The 15,107-nt window shown below is 73.4% G+C and carries 14 protein-coding genes; 8 read left to right on the top strand and 6 right to left on the bottom strand.

The window, feature by feature from the left end:
* Positions 1-111: 111 nt before the first annotated feature.
* Entirely contained in the window at positions 112-1,653 is a 1,542-nt protein-coding gene (locus ABTZ54_RS00790) for an AAA family ATPase (protein WP_351655060.1), read from the bottom strand.
* Between the two features lie 333 nt (positions 1,654-1,986).
* On the opposite strand from ABTZ54_RS00790, the gene ABTZ54_RS00785 reads away from it, so the two are divergent.
* Positions 1,987-2,229 (top strand): hypothetical protein, encoded by a 243-nt coding sequence (locus ABTZ54_RS00785; protein WP_351655054.1) that lies wholly within the window; start codon positions 1,987-1,989, stop codon positions 2,227-2,229.
* 18 nt (positions 2,230-2,247) lie between these two features.
* On the opposite strand, the gene ABTZ54_RS00780 is transcribed toward ABTZ54_RS00785, so the two are convergent.
* Positions 2,248-5,250, bottom strand: coding sequence for an AfsR/SARP family transcriptional regulator (locus ABTZ54_RS00780; protein ID WP_351656375.1), 3,003 nt, complete (start codon positions 5,248-5,250; stop codon positions 2,248-2,250).
* Positions 5,251-5,520: 270 nt separating this feature from the next.
* On the opposite strand from ABTZ54_RS00780, the gene ABTZ54_RS00775 reads away from it, so the two are divergent.
* From ABTZ54_RS00775 to ABTZ54_RS00745, 7 genes are all read left to right on the top strand, one after another.
* On the top strand, positions 5,521-5,943 hold the full coding sequence (locus tag ABTZ54_RS00775) for a nuclear transport factor 2 family protein (RefSeq protein ID WP_351655048.1): 423 nt from the start codon (positions 5,521-5,523) through the stop codon (positions 5,941-5,943).
* A gap of 268 nt (positions 5,944-6,211) precedes the next feature.
* Positions 6,212-7,810, top strand: coding sequence for a sensor histidine kinase (locus ABTZ54_RS00770; RefSeq protein ID WP_351655042.1), 1,599 nt, complete (start codon positions 6,212-6,214; stop codon positions 7,808-7,810).
* Entirely contained in the window at positions 7,807-8,208 is a 402-nt protein-coding gene (locus tag ABTZ54_RS00765; RefSeq protein ID WP_351655036.1) for a roadblock/LC7 domain-containing protein, read from the top strand. Before ABTZ54_RS00770 ends, ABTZ54_RS00765 begins: the two co-directional genes overlap by 4 nt.
* Complete coding sequence (locus tag ABTZ54_RS00760; protein ID WP_351655031.1) at positions 8,205-8,561, top strand: DUF742 domain-containing protein; 357 nt, start codon at positions 8,205-8,207, stop codon at positions 8,559-8,561. Before ABTZ54_RS00765 ends, ABTZ54_RS00760 begins: the two co-directional genes overlap by 4 nt.
* Positions 8,542-9,210, top strand: a complete 669-nt coding sequence (locus ABTZ54_RS00755; RefSeq protein WP_351655025.1) for a GTP-binding protein — start codon at positions 8,542-8,544, stop codon at positions 9,208-9,210. The genes ABTZ54_RS00760 and ABTZ54_RS00755 overlap by 20 nt, the downstream gene beginning before the upstream one ends.
* Complete coding sequence (locus tag ABTZ54_RS00750) at positions 9,207-10,439, top strand: cytochrome P450 (RefSeq protein WP_351655019.1); 1,233 nt, start codon at positions 9,207-9,209, stop codon at positions 10,437-10,439. The genes ABTZ54_RS00755 and ABTZ54_RS00750 overlap by 4 nt, the downstream gene beginning before the upstream one ends.
* Positions 10,436-11,680: a cytochrome P450 family protein gene (locus tag ABTZ54_RS00745; protein WP_351655013.1), complete on the top strand. Its 1,245-nt coding sequence runs from the start codon at positions 10,436-10,438 to the stop codon at positions 11,678-11,680. Before ABTZ54_RS00750 ends, ABTZ54_RS00745 begins: the two co-directional genes overlap by 4 nt.
* 70 nt (positions 11,681-11,750) lie before the next feature.
* Here the strand turns inward: ABTZ54_RS00745 and ABTZ54_RS00740 are convergent, their stop codons facing one another.
* The 4 genes from ABTZ54_RS00740 to ABTZ54_RS00725 form a co-directional block, all read right to left on the bottom strand.
* Positions 11,751-12,413: a deoxynucleoside kinase gene (locus ABTZ54_RS00740; protein WP_351655007.1), complete on the bottom strand. Its 663-nt coding sequence runs from the start codon at positions 12,411-12,413 to the stop codon at positions 11,751-11,753.
* A 197-nt stretch (positions 12,414-12,610) separates the two neighbouring features.
* Positions 12,611-13,609 (bottom strand): type I glyceraldehyde-3-phosphate dehydrogenase, encoded by a 999-nt coding sequence (gap, locus tag ABTZ54_RS00735; RefSeq protein WP_351655001.1) that lies wholly within the window; start codon positions 13,607-13,609, stop codon positions 12,611-12,613.
* A 107-nt stretch (positions 13,610-13,716) separates the two neighbouring features.
* Positions 13,717-14,673: a GlxA family transcriptional regulator gene (locus tag ABTZ54_RS00730; protein ID WP_351654995.1), complete on the bottom strand. Its 957-nt coding sequence runs from the start codon at positions 14,671-14,673 to the stop codon at positions 13,717-13,719.
* A 37-nt stretch (positions 14,674-14,710) separates the two neighbouring features.
* Positions 14,711-15,052 (bottom strand): hypothetical protein, encoded by a 342-nt coding sequence (locus ABTZ54_RS00725; protein ID WP_351654990.1) that lies wholly within the window; start codon positions 15,050-15,052, stop codon positions 14,711-14,713.
* Positions 15,053-15,107 lie beyond the last annotated feature (55 nt).

Raw genomic sequence — 15,107 nt, 5'->3', positions numbered from 1 at the left:
GGGCCGGCCGCCGCGTTCGGCGGCCGGGCAGTGGCCATACAACCCGTGCGCGGGCCCCGCGAGCGGCAGTTGATCCGGCGGTACGGCAGCGGATCGGCGGCGTTGCGGCAGTCAGGCGGCAGGGGCGGGGGCAGCGGCGGCGGGGGCCTGTGCCGCCGGGGCGCCGGTGCCGTCGGCCGGGGCCAGGGCGGCGCGGACGACGCACAGCACCCGGAAGCCGGAGCGGCCGTGGTCGGTGCTGGGGCGGATGACACCGCCGATGAGCAGGGCGCGGACCATGCGGCCGCCGTCCGGGAGGGGCCTGCCGGTGAGCCTGACGACGTCGTCGAGCCCGAAGTCCGGGGCTGTGGTGGTGTCCTGGGCGGCGCAGAGGGCGGTGAGGAGGTCCCGCTGCTCGGGCGGGAGGGCGCCGAGGGTGCGGGTGACGCGGTCGCGGAGGCGGGAGCCGCTGTGGCCGTCGGCGAGGTGGTCGAGGACGGCGACGGGGTCGGTCTCGACGATGCCGCGCAGGGTGGGCAGGTCGCAGACGCTGAGCCAGGAGGCCGCGGCGGCGAGCGCGAGGGGGTGTCCGTCGAGGCGGTGGGCGATCCAGGCGGTGTGGGCCAGGGTCTGCTCGTCGGGGAGGAGTTCGGGCCGCATCCGGCGGAGCCGGGCGAGGAGGAAGCGTACGGCGGGCGCGTCCGCACCGGCACCGGGGACCGCGGGGCCCGCCGGGAGGGGCGCGTCCAGGGGGGCGAGGAGGAAGAGGCGCTCGCCGGGGACGTTCCAGGGGGTGTCGGCGGTGAGGAGCAGCCGCAGGCCGGGGAGTTCGCGGCGGAGCCGGGTGAGCCGGCCGAAGTCGAGACGGGCGGGGTCGACGCCGTCCAGGACGAGCAGGGCGTCCCGGTCGCCGAGCACGGCGGCGAGGGAGACGGGCGGCAGGTCGCTGGAGAACGAGGAAGCGGGGGCGGCGGGGCCGGGTCTGTGGCCGGGGGCGGGTCTATGCCCGTCAGAAGGGGCGTACGGGGAGGGGGAGGCGTACGGGGAGATGGCGGCGTACGCATCAGCCGCGGCCCCCGCCGCGTACGCCCCGGCTCCCTGGAGATACGCGGCGCACTCGGCGACCACCTCGGCGAGCGGGTCCTCGTCGGCCGCCGGGAGGCAGTCGGTGACGGCGTCGGGGGCGGTGTGCCAGAGGACGGGGAAGCCGCTCCCGTGCAGGCGGGCGGCGGTCTCCAGGGCGAGGCGGGTCTTGCCGACGCCGCTGAGGCCCACGACGGTGACGAGCCGCTCGGCTCCGGAGCGCAGTTCCTCGGCGAGGATCGCGGCCTCGGCCTCCCGGCCGATCAGCGGGTGCAGCGGGACGGGCGGGGCGCAGCGCTCGGCGAGGAGGTGCCGGCCGGCGCCGCCGGGGTGGCTCCGGGAGACGGACTCCTCCAGGGCGGTGCGGGCCCGGGGGCCGAGGCGGAGCGCGTCGGCTATCAGCCGGATCGTGTCGGCGCGGGGCCGCAGGGCCTTCCCCTTCTCCAGGTCACGGATGGCGCGGACGCTGATGGTGGAGAGGTCGGCCAGTTCGCGCTGGGTGAGGCCGATACGGAGGCGGTGTCCGCGGATGAGGGTGCCCAGAGCGGCGGTGGCCGTCGTCGTGCCCTCGGGGGAGAGACCGGTCGTCATGGAGAGCTCCCGCTGGTCAGGTGGGGGGCGAGCGCCGGGGAACGGCCTGGTCGGGGCCGCTTTCCGCGCTGTCTCGCCGGTTGCTGGGAACCATCCTCCGAATCCGCCTATCGGTGGGGCATCCCGCCGCTAACCGGCATCGGGGGCGGGTCGGGCGTCCGGGGCGTGTCCGTGATAGCGGGAGGGAGCCCGCGATAGCGGCCGGAGGGCGGTGATAGGGGGTGTGGTCCGGTGATAGCGGGGTGATAAGGCTGCGGCCGGTGCGGTGAATCCGCTCGTTCCTAAGTTGGTGGTCAGAAGGAAACGCCAGCCCCGAACGAGACGGAGAATCCGATGTCGAAGACCACCACCGCCCGCACCGCCCTCCGCGCCGCCGTCACCTCCGCGCTGATCGTCCTGGTGACGGGCGCCGGCCTCCAGACCAGCTGGGCCGACGAGCCGGTCCCCGCGACGGGCACGCCGGGCACCTCCGCCACCTCGGACGCCGTCCCGCCCACCTGCGTCCCGGCGGGCACCCCGGTCACCGCCAACCCGGGCAACCTCCCCACCTGCACGGACAACAACCCCTGGGACTGACGTCGCCCGGCGCGGCCGTCAGCAGGCGCCGAGCAGCCGCTCCGCCTCGACGAGTTCCCGGGCCATACGGCGGTCCCGGAAGACCTCGACCGCAGGGGTGAGCAGTTCCCGTGAGCGTCCCGGCTCCGTCGTCAGGAGCCGTGCGAGGTCCAGGCGCGCGAGCGCGCCCCCGCTAAAATCCATGATCTGCTCCCGCGCCGACACGGCGCGGTCGAAGAAGTCCCGCGCCCGGTCCGGCCGTCCCATGACCGTGAAGGCGTGGCCGAGGTCCCGCAGCAGGTGCCCTTCCCCGATGACGTCGCCGGAGTCCCGGCAGAGTTCGAGTACTTCGGTGAAGGTGAGGACCGCGAGGTCGCTCCGGCCCTGTTCGAGGAGGAGCTGGCCGACGCGCCGCAGGGTGCGTGCCCGGCCGCCGGTGTAGCCGATGCCCTCGTAGATGTCGAGCGCCTCGTCGAGCTGCCGCTGTGCGGTGTCGATCTCGCCCTGGCGCATGCGCACGTGGGCGCTCTGGGTGAGGACGATGGCGCGGCCGACGACGTCGCCGGCGCGGTCGAAGTCGGCGAGGGAGCGCCCGTAGAGCTCCAGTGCGGCGGTGTCGTCGCCGTTGGTGCGCGCGATGAGTGCCATGTCGCGGCGGCAGAGCGCCTCGCCCATGGGTTCGTCGAGGGCCTGGAAGACGTCGAGGGCCGACTGGAGGGCCTGGCGGGCGGTGTCGTACTGGTTGCGGCTCATGTAGAGCGAGCCGAGCGAGGCGCGGATCGCGGCGGTGCCGCGCAGGTTTCCGGCCTTGCGTACGGCGGCGAGGGCGGTGTGGTGGGTCCGCTCCCAGAGGTCGTAGTGGCCGCGCACCTCGAACAGGGTGACGAGTGAGGTGGCGAGGTCCCAGCTGAGGTCGTGGAGCCCCTCCTCCGCCGCGTGCTCGACCATGCCGCAGAGGGCGCCCTGTTCGGCGTCGAGCCAGGCGAGCGGGTCGGCGAGCGCCTCGTCGGTGTAGGCGGCCGGGGGTTCCCAGCGGGGCGCGTCGCCGTGCAGGACGGTGAAGTCGCCCCCGTACACCTTGCGGTGGGCCTGCTGGGCGAGGTGCATCCAGCCGCCGGCCATGCGGGCGAAGGCGGCCTTCCGCTCCTCGGGCGGGTGCCGGTCGGCGAGCTGCTCGCGGGCGTACACGCGGATGATCTCGTGGAAGCGGTAGCGGAAGCCGCCGGTCTCCATGCCGGCGACGTCGAGCATCTGGACGTCGACGAGGGGTTCGAGGAGGTCCGAGGGGAAGGGCCGGCGGTCGTCGAGGAGGGCGCCGGCGAGCCAGCTCGGCAGGGTGGGCGCCTGGGCCATGCTGAGGAGCCGCAGCAGGCTGCGGTCCTCGGGCGCGAGTCCCTCGTAGGTGAGGGAGAGGCTGGCGCGCATGGTCATCTCGCCGTGGGCGAGTTCGTCGAGCCGGTGCCGTTCGTTGGCGAGCCGGTGGACCATGGACGCGAGGGTCCAGTGGGGCCGGGCGGCGAGGCGGGCGGCGACGATGCGGAGGGCGAGCGGGAGCCGTCCGACGGTGCGGACGAGGGCTTCGGCGGCGACGGCCTCGCCGGTGACGCGGTGCTCGCCGATGATCCGGGAGAGCAGTTCGAGCGCGCGGTCTTCTTCGAGCACGTCGAGTTCGACGCGGTGGGCGCCGGGCAGCGCGGTGAGGCGGGCGCGGCTGGTGACGAGGACGGCGCAGCCCCGGCTGCCGGGGAGCAGCGGGAGGACCTGGCCCTCTCCTGCGGCGTCGTCGAGGACGACGAGGACGCGGCGGGAGGCGAGCCGGGTGCGGTACATCTCGGCGCGTTCGTCGAGGGATTCGGGGATGAGCTGGCCGGGGATGCCGAGGGCGCGCAGGAAGCGCCCGAGGATCTCGACGGGGGTGGCGGGGGCGCCGGTGGTGCCGCGCAGGTCGCAGTAGAGCTGTCCGTCGGGGAAGCCGGTCTCGGCGAGGGCGTGGGCGACGTGGACGGCGAGGGTGGACTTGCCGGTGCCGGGCTTGCCGGTGATCGCGGCGAGCGGGACCGTACCGCGTCCGTCGCCGCCGGCGAGGGCCTTCTCCAGGGCGTCGAGGCGCTGTCGGTCGGCGACGAAGTCGGCGATGTCGGCGGGCAGCTGGTGCGGGACGGTGTCGTGGCGAACCGTTTCAGCAGAGGCAGCGGGGGTCGCGGACGGCTCGGCGGATGCCGGGCGCTGCTCCGCGCGCGTCTCGGGGGCCGGGTCGGCGGGTCTCGCCGCGGGCACGACGGGCACGCCGGGCGGCGCGGCGGCGTTGGGCGGCGGGAGTTCGCCCGCGAGGATGGCGGCTTCGAGGTCGCGGAGTTCGCGGCTGGGTTCGAGGCCGAGCTCCTCGGCGAGATAGCGGCGGGCGGTGCGGAAGGCTTCGAGGGCCTCGGCCTGGCGCCCGGACCAGTACAGGGCCTGGATGAGCTGCCCGTGCAGCTTCTCGCGCAGCGGGTGTTCGTGGGTGAGGCGCTGGAGTTCGCCCACGAGCCGGTCGTGGCGGCCGAGTTCGAGCTCGATGCGGATGCGCAGCTCGACGGCGGCGAGGCGCTCCTCGTTGAGCTGGCGGGCCTTGTTGGCGAGCGGGCCGCTGTCGAGTCCGGTGAGGCATTCGCCCTGCCAGAGGGTGACGGCGGAGCGGAGCAGGCCGACCGCCTCCTCGGCGGCACCGCTCTCGCGCAGCGCGCGGGCGCGCTGGACGAGGCTGGTGAAGAGGGCGGCGTCGACGTTCCCGGCGCCGGTGTGCAGGACGTAACCGGGGGGCCGGGTCACCAGGGTGACCTCGCCCTCGGCTCCGGCGAGCAGCTTGCGCAGCCGGGACACGCAGATCTGCACCTGGGTACGGGCGGTCTCCGGCGGGTTGTCCTCCCAGATGAGGTCCACGAGCTGGCTGGTGCTCACGACGCGGTTGCTCTCCAGGAGCAGCGCGGCCAGGATCACCTCCTGCCGGCCGGGCGGGACGCGCAGCGGCCCGGCGGCTCCCTGGACCTGGAGCGGCCCCAGCACCCGGAAGGTCAGGCGCGGCCCGCCCTGGACGTCCTCGTCCGCTAACCCGCCGGCGGCAGCAGCCACTGATCCCCCACCCAGAAAGAAGAATCGACACGCCAGGACCAGACCGGACCACGCCGGGATGTCAGGCTCAAGTAAGGACAGTCTCCACATCTCTTCCCGCCGTGTCCATGCCGTGAAGATCCCGGTCGGGGATAGGGAGGCGATAACGCGGAGTTGGGGAGGCCCCGCAGAATCCTGGAGCGAGAGTGAAGGGGGTTGGCACCGTTGAACAGCGAAGACGGCACGAGGGCCGGATGGGCCGACGGTACGGGGGCGGTGGATCTGGTGACCGCGGCGGGGATCGACCACGTGAGGCTGGTCTACGACTACCTCGACGCGGGCGATCTGGACGGCTGCGCGTCCCTGCTGCACGACGCCGTGGTCTTCGAGCTGCCGGGTCTGCCGCCGGCCCGGGGCCGCAGCGAGGCGGTGCGGGCGCATGTGGGGCACGTGCTGCCGACGGCCCGTCACGAGGTGGAGCAGCTGGTGGCGCGGGACCGTACGGTGATCGCCACGGGACGCCGGGTGCCGGCGCCTCCCGCTGCCACCGTGCCGGGCTCCGCCGACCACCGTTTCGTGGACGTGTTCACGATCGCCCCGGACGGGATGGTCCGCGCCTGCGTGCGCTACTACCACGCGGCGCCCTGACGGGGGCGGCACCGGGCATCCCTCCCGATGGGCCTCCGGTTCGCCTCCGGTTCGCCTCCGGTTCGCCTCCGCTTGTCCCCCGGTTGCCTTCCGGTTGGCCTCCGTGTGTACCCGACAGGGAGTCAGGACCAGCGGAAGGACGGGTAGATCGATACTTTCCCGTAACTCCGGATACCAATCCGATCACCTCTGTTCCTAAGTGATCATGAGCGGCTCTATAGTGCGGTCGTTCCCGCACCTCCCCTGCCCGCTCTTGAGAGTCCGGTTGATGTCGGCGTCGCCCACCCCGTTCCGTCCTGCCCTGACCGCCGCGCTGCTGACCACCGCGGCGGGCGCAGCGCTCACCGTCGCCGCGGTCACCGCCGTCCCGACGGACCTGCGCTCCCCGATCGCCTGGTTCGCCGCCTGCGGTGTCCTGCTGCTCGCCGCGGCCTCGTTCGCCGTCACCTGGTACGCCCGCTCCCTGAGGGCCCTGACCGAGCGGGCCGCGCGGCTGGCCGCGCAGGTCTCCTCCCAGGACGCCTACGCCGCCCAGCGCCAGGCCGCCGCCGACAGCGAGGCCGCGGCCCTGAAGGAGCGTCACGAGACCCGTGCCGCCGCCGAGGCCGCCGGTCACGCGGCCCGCGCCGAGGCGCTCGCGGAGCGGCACCGCACCGAGGCCGACGAGCTCGTACGCGCCCACCGCTCCGAGGCCGAGCGGCTCGCCACCGAGCACGCCGCCGGTGTCGCGCGCCTGGAGGAGCGGGTCCGCCGCGCCGAGTCGGCCCGCTCCGCCGCCCTGGCCGCCGCCGCCAACGCGGCCGGGCGGATGCAGGCCCTGGCCACGAGCATGATGGCCGACCTGCGGGACATGGAGCACCGGCACGCCGACGAGGACGTGCTCGCCGACCTCCTGCACCTCGACCACCGCACCGCCCAGGCGGGCCGGCTCGCCGACTCCGTCGCCGTGCTCACCGGCGCCCGCTCCGGCCGCCGTTGGGCCCGGCCCATCGTCATGGAGTCGATCCTGCGCGGCGCCATGGGCCGTATCGCGGGCTACCAGCGCATCCGGCTGCACTCCAAGAGCGAGGCCGCCGTCGCCGGGCACGCCGCCGAGGGCGTCATGCACGCGCTCGCCGAACTCCTCGACAACGCCGCCAACTTCTCCCCGCCCAGCGCCGAGGTCCACGTGTACGTGGAGGAGGTCCCCGCCGGGGTCGTCATCACCGTCGAGGACAGCGGACTGACCATGAGCGACGTGCAGCTGCGGCGCGCCGTGGCCGCCGTCGACGCCACCTCCCAGGACCTCGCCGGGCTCTCCGGCACCCGCCTCGGCCTGCATGTCGTCGGCCGGCTGGCCCGCAAGCACAATCTGTCGGTCTCCTTCCGGCCCTCCGCGCGCGGCGGCACCGGCGTGGTCCTGATGCTGCCCCAGGAGATCATCAGCCGGGGCGCCGAGACGCAGGCCGCGCCCGTGCCCGTACCGGCCCAGCGGACCGCGTCGCCCGTCGCCCCGGCCGCTCCCGCCGCCGCGCGGGCCGCCGAGCCCGAGGCCGCCCACGCGTCGCCGGACGAGGCCGGGGCGACGGACGAGGACGTCGTCCTTCCCCGTCGCAGGCGCGGCAAGACCCTCGCCGCGCACCAGGACGCCGCCCGCCCGGCCGCCGAGCGCCCCGCGCCCCGCACCGCCGACGCGCCCACCGTCTCCATCCGCTTCGGCGGCTTCCACAAGGCCGTGCGCGGCGCGGAGACCGCGCCCGCCGAGGCCGCCCGCGAGGCCGCCGTACCCGACGACTCCCTACCCGACGGCTCGGCGCCCGGCCAGGCGGTCGCCCCCGCGACGCCGCCGTCCTCGAACCACCCCCATTCGGAAGGCGATCCGCGATGACCGGCACCACCACCGACGAGAAGCTCAGCTGGCTCCTGGAAGGGCTCCTCGAACGGACCCCCGGCGCCCGGCACGCCCTCGTGCTCTCCCGTGACGGCCTGAAGCTCTGCCGCACCACCGGGCTCTCCGTCGACCAGGCCGACCAGCTCGCCGCGATAGCCGCGGGCATCCAGAGCCTGTCGCACGGCGCCTCCGTCGAGTTCGGCGACGGCACGGGCGGGGTGCGCTCCGCGATGGCCGAGTTCTACGGCGGCATCCTGTTCATCGTCGAGGCCGGGGAGGGCGCCCACCTCGCGCTCGTCGCCGACGAGGAGGCCGACGCCGGACTCGTCGGGCACAACATGACCGAGCTCGTCGAGCAGCTCGGCGAGCACCTCGTCGCGAGGCCCCGGGGATGAGCCGCGTCAGGCCGGGTCGGGACGACTCCCCCGACCGGCTCTACACCCTGACCGGCGGCCGCAGCCGCACCGGCTCCACCGCCTTCGACGTGGTGACGCTCGTGGTCGCCGAGAGCGACCCGGTGCCCGGCATGCAGTCGGAGCACGCGGCGATCCTGCGCATGTGCCGCTTCCCCACCGCCGTGGTGGAGGTCGCGGCCGGGCTCGGGCTGCCCGTGTCGATCACCCGGATCCTGCTGGCCGACCTCCACGACACGGGCCGGATCAGCGCGCGGCACCCCCGCCCCACCTCGTACCGCCTTCCCGATCACGACATCCTGGAGCAGGTGCTCGTTGGACTCCGCAATCTCTGAACCGCCTCCGGCCGCGCCCCCGCACCAGACCCTCAGCAGCACCGCCGACAACGGTCTGAAGATCGTCGTGGTCGGCGGCTTCGGGGTCGGCAAGACCACCCTGGTCCGCTCGGTCAGCGAGATCCGTCCGCTGAACACCGAGGAGACGATGTCGCAGGCCGGCGAGGACATCGACGACACCGACGGGGTGCGGGCGAAGACCGCCACCACGGTGGCCTTCGACTTCGGCCGGATCTCGCTGGACGCCCGCAACGTGCTGTACCTGTTCGGGGCGCCCGGCCAGGAGCGGTTCTGGTTCCTGTGGGACCGGCTGTTCTCCGGGACGCTCGGCGCGGTCGTGCTGGTCGACACCCGACGGATCGCCGACTCCTGGTACGCCGTGGACCGGCTGGAGCACCACGGCACGCCGTTCGTCGTGGCCTGCAACGACTTCGGCGGGCCCGGGCACGCGCCGGCCGACATCCGGGAGGCGCTGGACCTGGGCGAGGAGGTGCCGCTGGTCTTCTGCGACGCCCGGTCGCGCGAGTCGAGCAAGCAGGTCCTGATCGCCCTCGTCGAGCACCTGAAGGCGATCAGCGAGCCGAGCGGCCGCCCGAACGCGTCGTACCCGCAGCCCCACCCCGAGCCGATACCGGAGCACGCCCCGTGACCACCACCGAGCCCGCGCCCGTCCCGCTGAGCGGACCGAGGTTCCACACCGACCCGACCGAGCTGTACCGCCGGATCCGGCGCGAGCACGGCGCGGTCGCCCCGGTCGTGCTCGACGGCGACGTGCCCGCCTGGCTGGTGCTCGGCTACCGCGAACTGCACCAGGTCACCAGCGACCCGGTGCTCTTCTCGCGCGACTCCGAGCTGTGGAACCAGTGGGACGCGATCCCCGCCGACTGGCCGCTGCTGCCGATGATCGGCCGCCGCCAGCCCTCCATCCTGTACACCGTCGGCGAGCGGCACCGCGAGCGCGCCGGGGTGATCTCGGAGGCGCTGGAGGCCGTCGACCCCTTCGAGCTGAAGCGGCGGGCCGAGCGCTTCGCCGACGAACTCATCGACGGGCTCTGCGGGAAGGGCTCCTGCGACATCATCGCCGAGTACGCGACGCTGCTGCCGGTGCGGGTCCTGGCCAGCATCTACGGCTTCGCCGACGAGCAGGGCCCGGCGCTCGTCACCGCCCTGAACGACATGATCAACGGCCGGGAGGGCGCGCTGGAGGGCCAGCGGTACCTGGCCGAGTCGATGGGGGCGCTGCTGGCGGCCAAGCTGGCGGAGCCCGGCGACGACGTGGCCTCCCGGATGCTCGGCAACACCCTGGGCTTCACCGTCGAGGAGGTCGCCCAGGACCTGATGGTGATGCTCGCCGCCGGGCACCAGCCGACCGCCGACTGGATCGGGAACTCGCTGCGCCTGATGCTGACCGACGACCGCTTCGCGGCCTCGCTCTCGGGCGGCCGGCACAGCGTCGGCGAGGCCATGAACGAGGTCCTGTGGGAGGACACCCCGACCCAGAACGTGGCCGGCCGGTGGGCGTCCCGCGACACCCACCTCGGCGGGCGGACGATCCGCCAGGGCGACCTCGTCCTGCTCGGCCTCGCCGCCGCCAACGCCGATCCGCATGTACGGGCCGACGCCGGGTCCGCCCTCACCGGCGGCAACAACGCCCATCTGTCCTTCGGCCACGGCGAGCACCGCTGCCCGTTCACCGCGCAGGAGGTCGCCGAGACCATCGCGCGGACCGGCATCGAGGTGCTCCTCGACCGGCTGCCGGACGTGGACCTGGCGACGTCCGAGGACAGCCTCACCCGCCGCCCCTCCCCGTGGCTGCGGGGGCTGACCGCGCTCCCCGTCACGTACACCCCGACCCCCGCCCTTGGAGCCCACGCATGAGCTGCCCCTTCGACCACACCGCCGCTTCCGGCGCCGAGCCCATCGTCCTCGACCCGTTCGTCTCCGACCTGGACGGGGAGAGCGCCCGGCTGCGCGCGGCCGGCCCGCTGGCCCGGGTCGTGCTGCCCGGTGGCGTCCCCGTCTACGCGGTGACCCGGCACGCCGAGGCGCGGGCCCTGCTGACGGACTCCCGGCTGGTGAAGGACATCGGCGTGTGGGGGGCCTGGCAGCGCGGCGAGATCCCGCTGGACTGGCCGCTGATCGGTCTCGCCAACCCCGGCAGGTCGATGCTGACGGTGGACGGCGACGAGCACCGGCGGCTGCGGACCCTGGTCGCGCAGGCGCTCACGGCACGCCGGGTGGAGCGGCTGCGGGCCGGGATCGAGGCCCTGACGACGGACCTCCTGGACCGTCTCGCGGAGCGTCCGGCCGGTGAGCCGGTGGATCTGAAGGCCGCGTTCGCCTATCCGCTGCCGATGAACGTGATCAGCGAGCTGATGGGCGTGGACCCGGCGGACCACCCGCGGATGAAGGCGCTCTTCGACAAGTTCTTCTCGACGCAGACGCCGCCGGAGGAGGTGCCGCAGATGATGGCGGACCTCGGCGCGCTGTTCGCGGGGATCGTGGCGGCGAAGAAGGAGACGCCGGGCGACGACCTGACGAGCGCGCTGATCGAGGCGTCCGAGGACGGCGACCGGCTGTCGACCGAGGAGATCACCAACACGCTCCAGCTGATGGTGGCGGCCGGTCACGAGACCACGATCAGCCTGATCGTGAACGCCGTGGTGGCCCTGGAGACCCACCCGGAGCAGCGGGAGCTCGTCCTCAAGGGCGAGGTGCCGTGGGAGAACGTGATCGAGGAGACGCTGCGCTGGTCGACGCCGACCTCGCACGTGCTCATCCGGTTCGCCGCCGAGGACATCGAGGTCGGCGACCAGGTGCTGACGCGGGGCGAGGGGCTCGTGGTGTCCTTCGGCGCGATCGGGCGTGACGAGGCCCAGCACGGCGCGACGGCGGGCGACTTCGACGTGACCCGTACCCCGAACCGCCACATCTCCTTCGGGCACGGCCCGCACGTCTGCCCGGGCGCGGCGCTGTCCCGTCTGGAGGCCGCGGTGGCGCTCCCGGCGCTGTACGCGCGCTTCCCGGGGCTCCGCCTCGCGGTGCCGCGCGAGGAGCTGCGCAACAAGCCGGTCGTCACCCAGAACGACCTGCACGACCTCCCGGTCCACCTGGCCTGACGCCGTCCGGTACGCCGATGGCCCGCGTCCCCTTCCCGGGGCGCGGGCCATCGGCGCGTAGCCGGTCGGGTCAGGCGCGGTCCTTGGCGGCGGCCAGGGCCTCCCTGACCTCCCGCACCACGCGGGCCGCGTCGTCGGCGTCGTGCACCACGTCGGTGTTGTTCATGTCGATGACGAGGACCTCGCTGGCCGAGTAGTGCTGGTTGACCCAGTCGTCGTAGCCGGACCAGAGCGTCCGGTAGTACTCGACCAGGGCCTCGTCCTGCTCGAAGTCACGGCCGCGCAGCCCGATGCGCTTGAGCACCGTCTCGAAGTCCGCCTTGAGGTAGACCATGAGGTCGGGCGCCTTGCGGTAGGGCAGGCCCTCGATCTCGCGCATCATCTCGTCCAGCAGCCCCTCGTACACCTGCATCTCAAGAGAGCTGATGCGGCCCAGGTCGTGATTGACCTTGGCGAAGTACCAGTCCTCGTAGATCGACCGGTCGAGGACGTTGTCGCCCTGCTTGTACGCCTCCTTGATGGAGGCGAACCGCGTGCGCAGGAAGTAGAGCTGGAGCAGGAAGGGGTAGCGCCGCGCCTGGATCTCCTCGGGGCTCGCCGTGTAGAAGAGCGGCAGGATCGGGTTGTCGTCGACGCTCTCGTAGAAGACGTCGCTGCCCAGCTCCTTGGCGAGCAGCTCGGCGACGCTCGTCTTGCCGATGCCGATCATGCCTCCGACGCAGATCACTGACATTCCTCGCTTCTCCCTGGGGCTTCCGTTCACGCCGCGGGCCGGCCCACCCACAGGAATCTGCGTGATCGGTGTCGTGTGGTCCCCCGGCCGGAGGAACGAGCCATCGCCTCGCGGCCGCCTTGAAGCATAGAGGACGCGGCGGGGCGCTCCGGTCGGCCCGTGCGGCCGGCCGGAGCGCCCTCCGGGTGTCCTTGCGCTCAGCGGCCGGCGAGGAGCTCCAGGGTGTCGATCACGCGGTTCGAGAAGCCCCACTCGTTGTCGTACCAGGCGACCACCTTGACGTGCCGGCCGTCGACGCGGGTGAGCTCGGAGTCGAAGATGGACGAGGCGGGGTTGCCCGTGATGTCGGAGGAGACGAGCGGGTCCTCGGAGTACTCCAGGACTCCGGCGAGGGGCCCCGCGGCGACGGTACGGTACGCCTCAAGCACCTCGTCGCGGGTCACGTCGCGGGCGACGGTCGTGTTGAGCTCGACGATGGAGCCCACCGGCACCGGTACGCGGATGGAGTCGCCGGACAGCTTGCCGTCGAGGTTCGGCAGGACCAGGCCGATCGCCTTGGCGGCGCCGGTCGTGGTCGGCACGATGTTGACCCCGGCGGCGCGGGCGCGCCGGGCGTCGCGGTGCGGGCCGTCCTGGAGGTTCTGCTCCTGCGTGTAGGCGTGCACCGTCGTCATGAAGCCGTGCTCGATGCCGGCGAGCCGGTCGAGGACCGCGGCGAGCGGCGCGAGGGCGTTGGTGGTGCAGGAGGCGTTCGAGACGATGGTGTGCACGTCCGGGTCGTACGCGTCGTTGTTGACGCCGTACGCGAGGGTGACGTCGGCGCCGTCGGAGGGCGCGCTGACGAGCACCTTCTTCGCGCCCGCGTCGAGGTGGGCGCGGGCCGCCTTGGCGGAGGTGAAGCGGCCGGTGGCCTCCAGGACGATCTCGACGCCGAGCTCGGCCCACGGCAGGTTCGCGGGCTCGCGCTCGGCGAGCACCTTGATCCGGCGCCCGTCGACGACGAGGACGTCGCCGTCGACGGTCACCGGGCGGCCGAGCCGGCCGGCGGTGCTGTCGTAGGCGAGCAGCCGGGCGAGCGTGGTCGGCTCCGTCAGGTCGTTGACGGCGACGACCTCGAAGGCGCTGTCCCGTTCGAGCAGGGCGCGCAGCACGTTGCGTCCGATGCGGCCGAATCCGTTGATGGCGATGCGAGTCACGAGTGGTGTCCCTTCCCTCTTGTCCCTCTTGGCCACCAGGCTCGCAAGTGGGCGCGGCGCGGGACAGTGGCGCGACAGCCACGGTCCGCAAGGATCTCGCCAGGGACTCACTCGCCCTGGGTGAAGGTGCGCCGGTACTCGGTCGGCGAGGTCCCGAGGATGTGCTGGAAGTGCAGGCGGAGGTTGGCACCGGTCCCGAGACCGACGTCCTCGGCGATCTGCTCGACACTGCGCTGCGAGCGCTCCAGGAGCTCCCGGGCCAGGTCGACGCGGGCCCGCAGCACCCACTGCATGGGCGTGTAGCCGGTCTCCTCCACAAAACGCCGCGAGAACGTACGCGCCGAGACCCCGGCCTGCCGGGCCAGGGTGTCGAGGCTGAGGTGTTCACCGAGCCGGTGCAGCGCCCACTCGCGGGTGGTGGCGAACCGCTCGCCGAGCGGCTCGGGGACGCTGCGGGGCACGTACTGGGCCTGGCCGCCGCTGCGGTAGGGCGCGGCGACCAGCCGCCGGGCCGCGTGATTGGACGCGGCCACGCCGAGGTCGCCCCGCAGGATGTGCAGGCACAGGTCGATCCCGGACGCGGCCCCGGCCGAGGTGAGCACGCTCCCCTCGTCGACGAACAGCACGTTCTCGTCGACCTGCACCAGCGGGTGCCGGGCCTTGAGCGCCCGGGTGTAGTGCCAGTGCGTGGTGGCCCGCCGGCCGTCGAGCAGCCCGGTCGCGGCCAGCGCGAAGGCCCCGGTGGAAATGGCGGCGAGTCGAGCCCCCCGCCCATGGGCCCCGACCAACGCGTCGAGCACGCCCCGCGGCGGATCGTCCCGGTCCGGAAAGCGATACCCCGGCACAAAGACGATGTCGGCCCACTCGACCGCCTCAAGCCCATGGGCAACGTGATAGGCAAGCCCATCTCCCCCGGTCACAAGCCCGGGCACCGCCCCACACACCCGCACCTCGTACGGCATGCTCGCCCGCGTACTGAACACCTGCGCGGGAATCCCGACATCCAGAGGCTTCGCACCATCGAGCACGAGAACGGCGACGCGGTGAAGATCGGAGGACGACACGGGACGAGGGTACGCGGGTACGCGCTCCCCGCCCTGACTAGCCTCCGCTGCCACCCTCGCGCAGCGCGGCACGGACCAGAGCGACGTCCGCGGCGGGGACGGCCAGCTCCCAGTAGCGATCGGCGGCTTGCAGGGACAGCAGACGGAACATGTCCTTGTCGACCGCCGCATGACCCGGTCCGACGACCGGACCCGCCCCGTGTACGTGAAAGGGGGCGGCCAGGGCGATCTCCTCAGCGGCTCTGCCGAGCAGCCGGAACGGCCGCCACACCACCGGCGGCGAGGCGGCGGGATCCAGGATCAGCGAGCCCTGCCGGAAGCGGTGCCCGTCACGGACGAACGCGGAGACCTCGCGGGCCTCCCCGGCGTTCAACGCCACGACGTCCGCCTCGGCACGGCGCCGAACGTCCCCCGCGAGGTGCCCGGCGAGGTGA

It is taken from the genome of Streptomyces sp. NPDC094032, from assembly GCF_040303965.1.
Lineage (GTDB): Bacteria > Actinomycetota > Actinomycetes > Streptomycetales > Streptomycetaceae > Streptomyces.
Note: the sequence above shows the minus strand (reverse complement) of the source record. Positions and strands in the feature narration are given on the sequence as shown.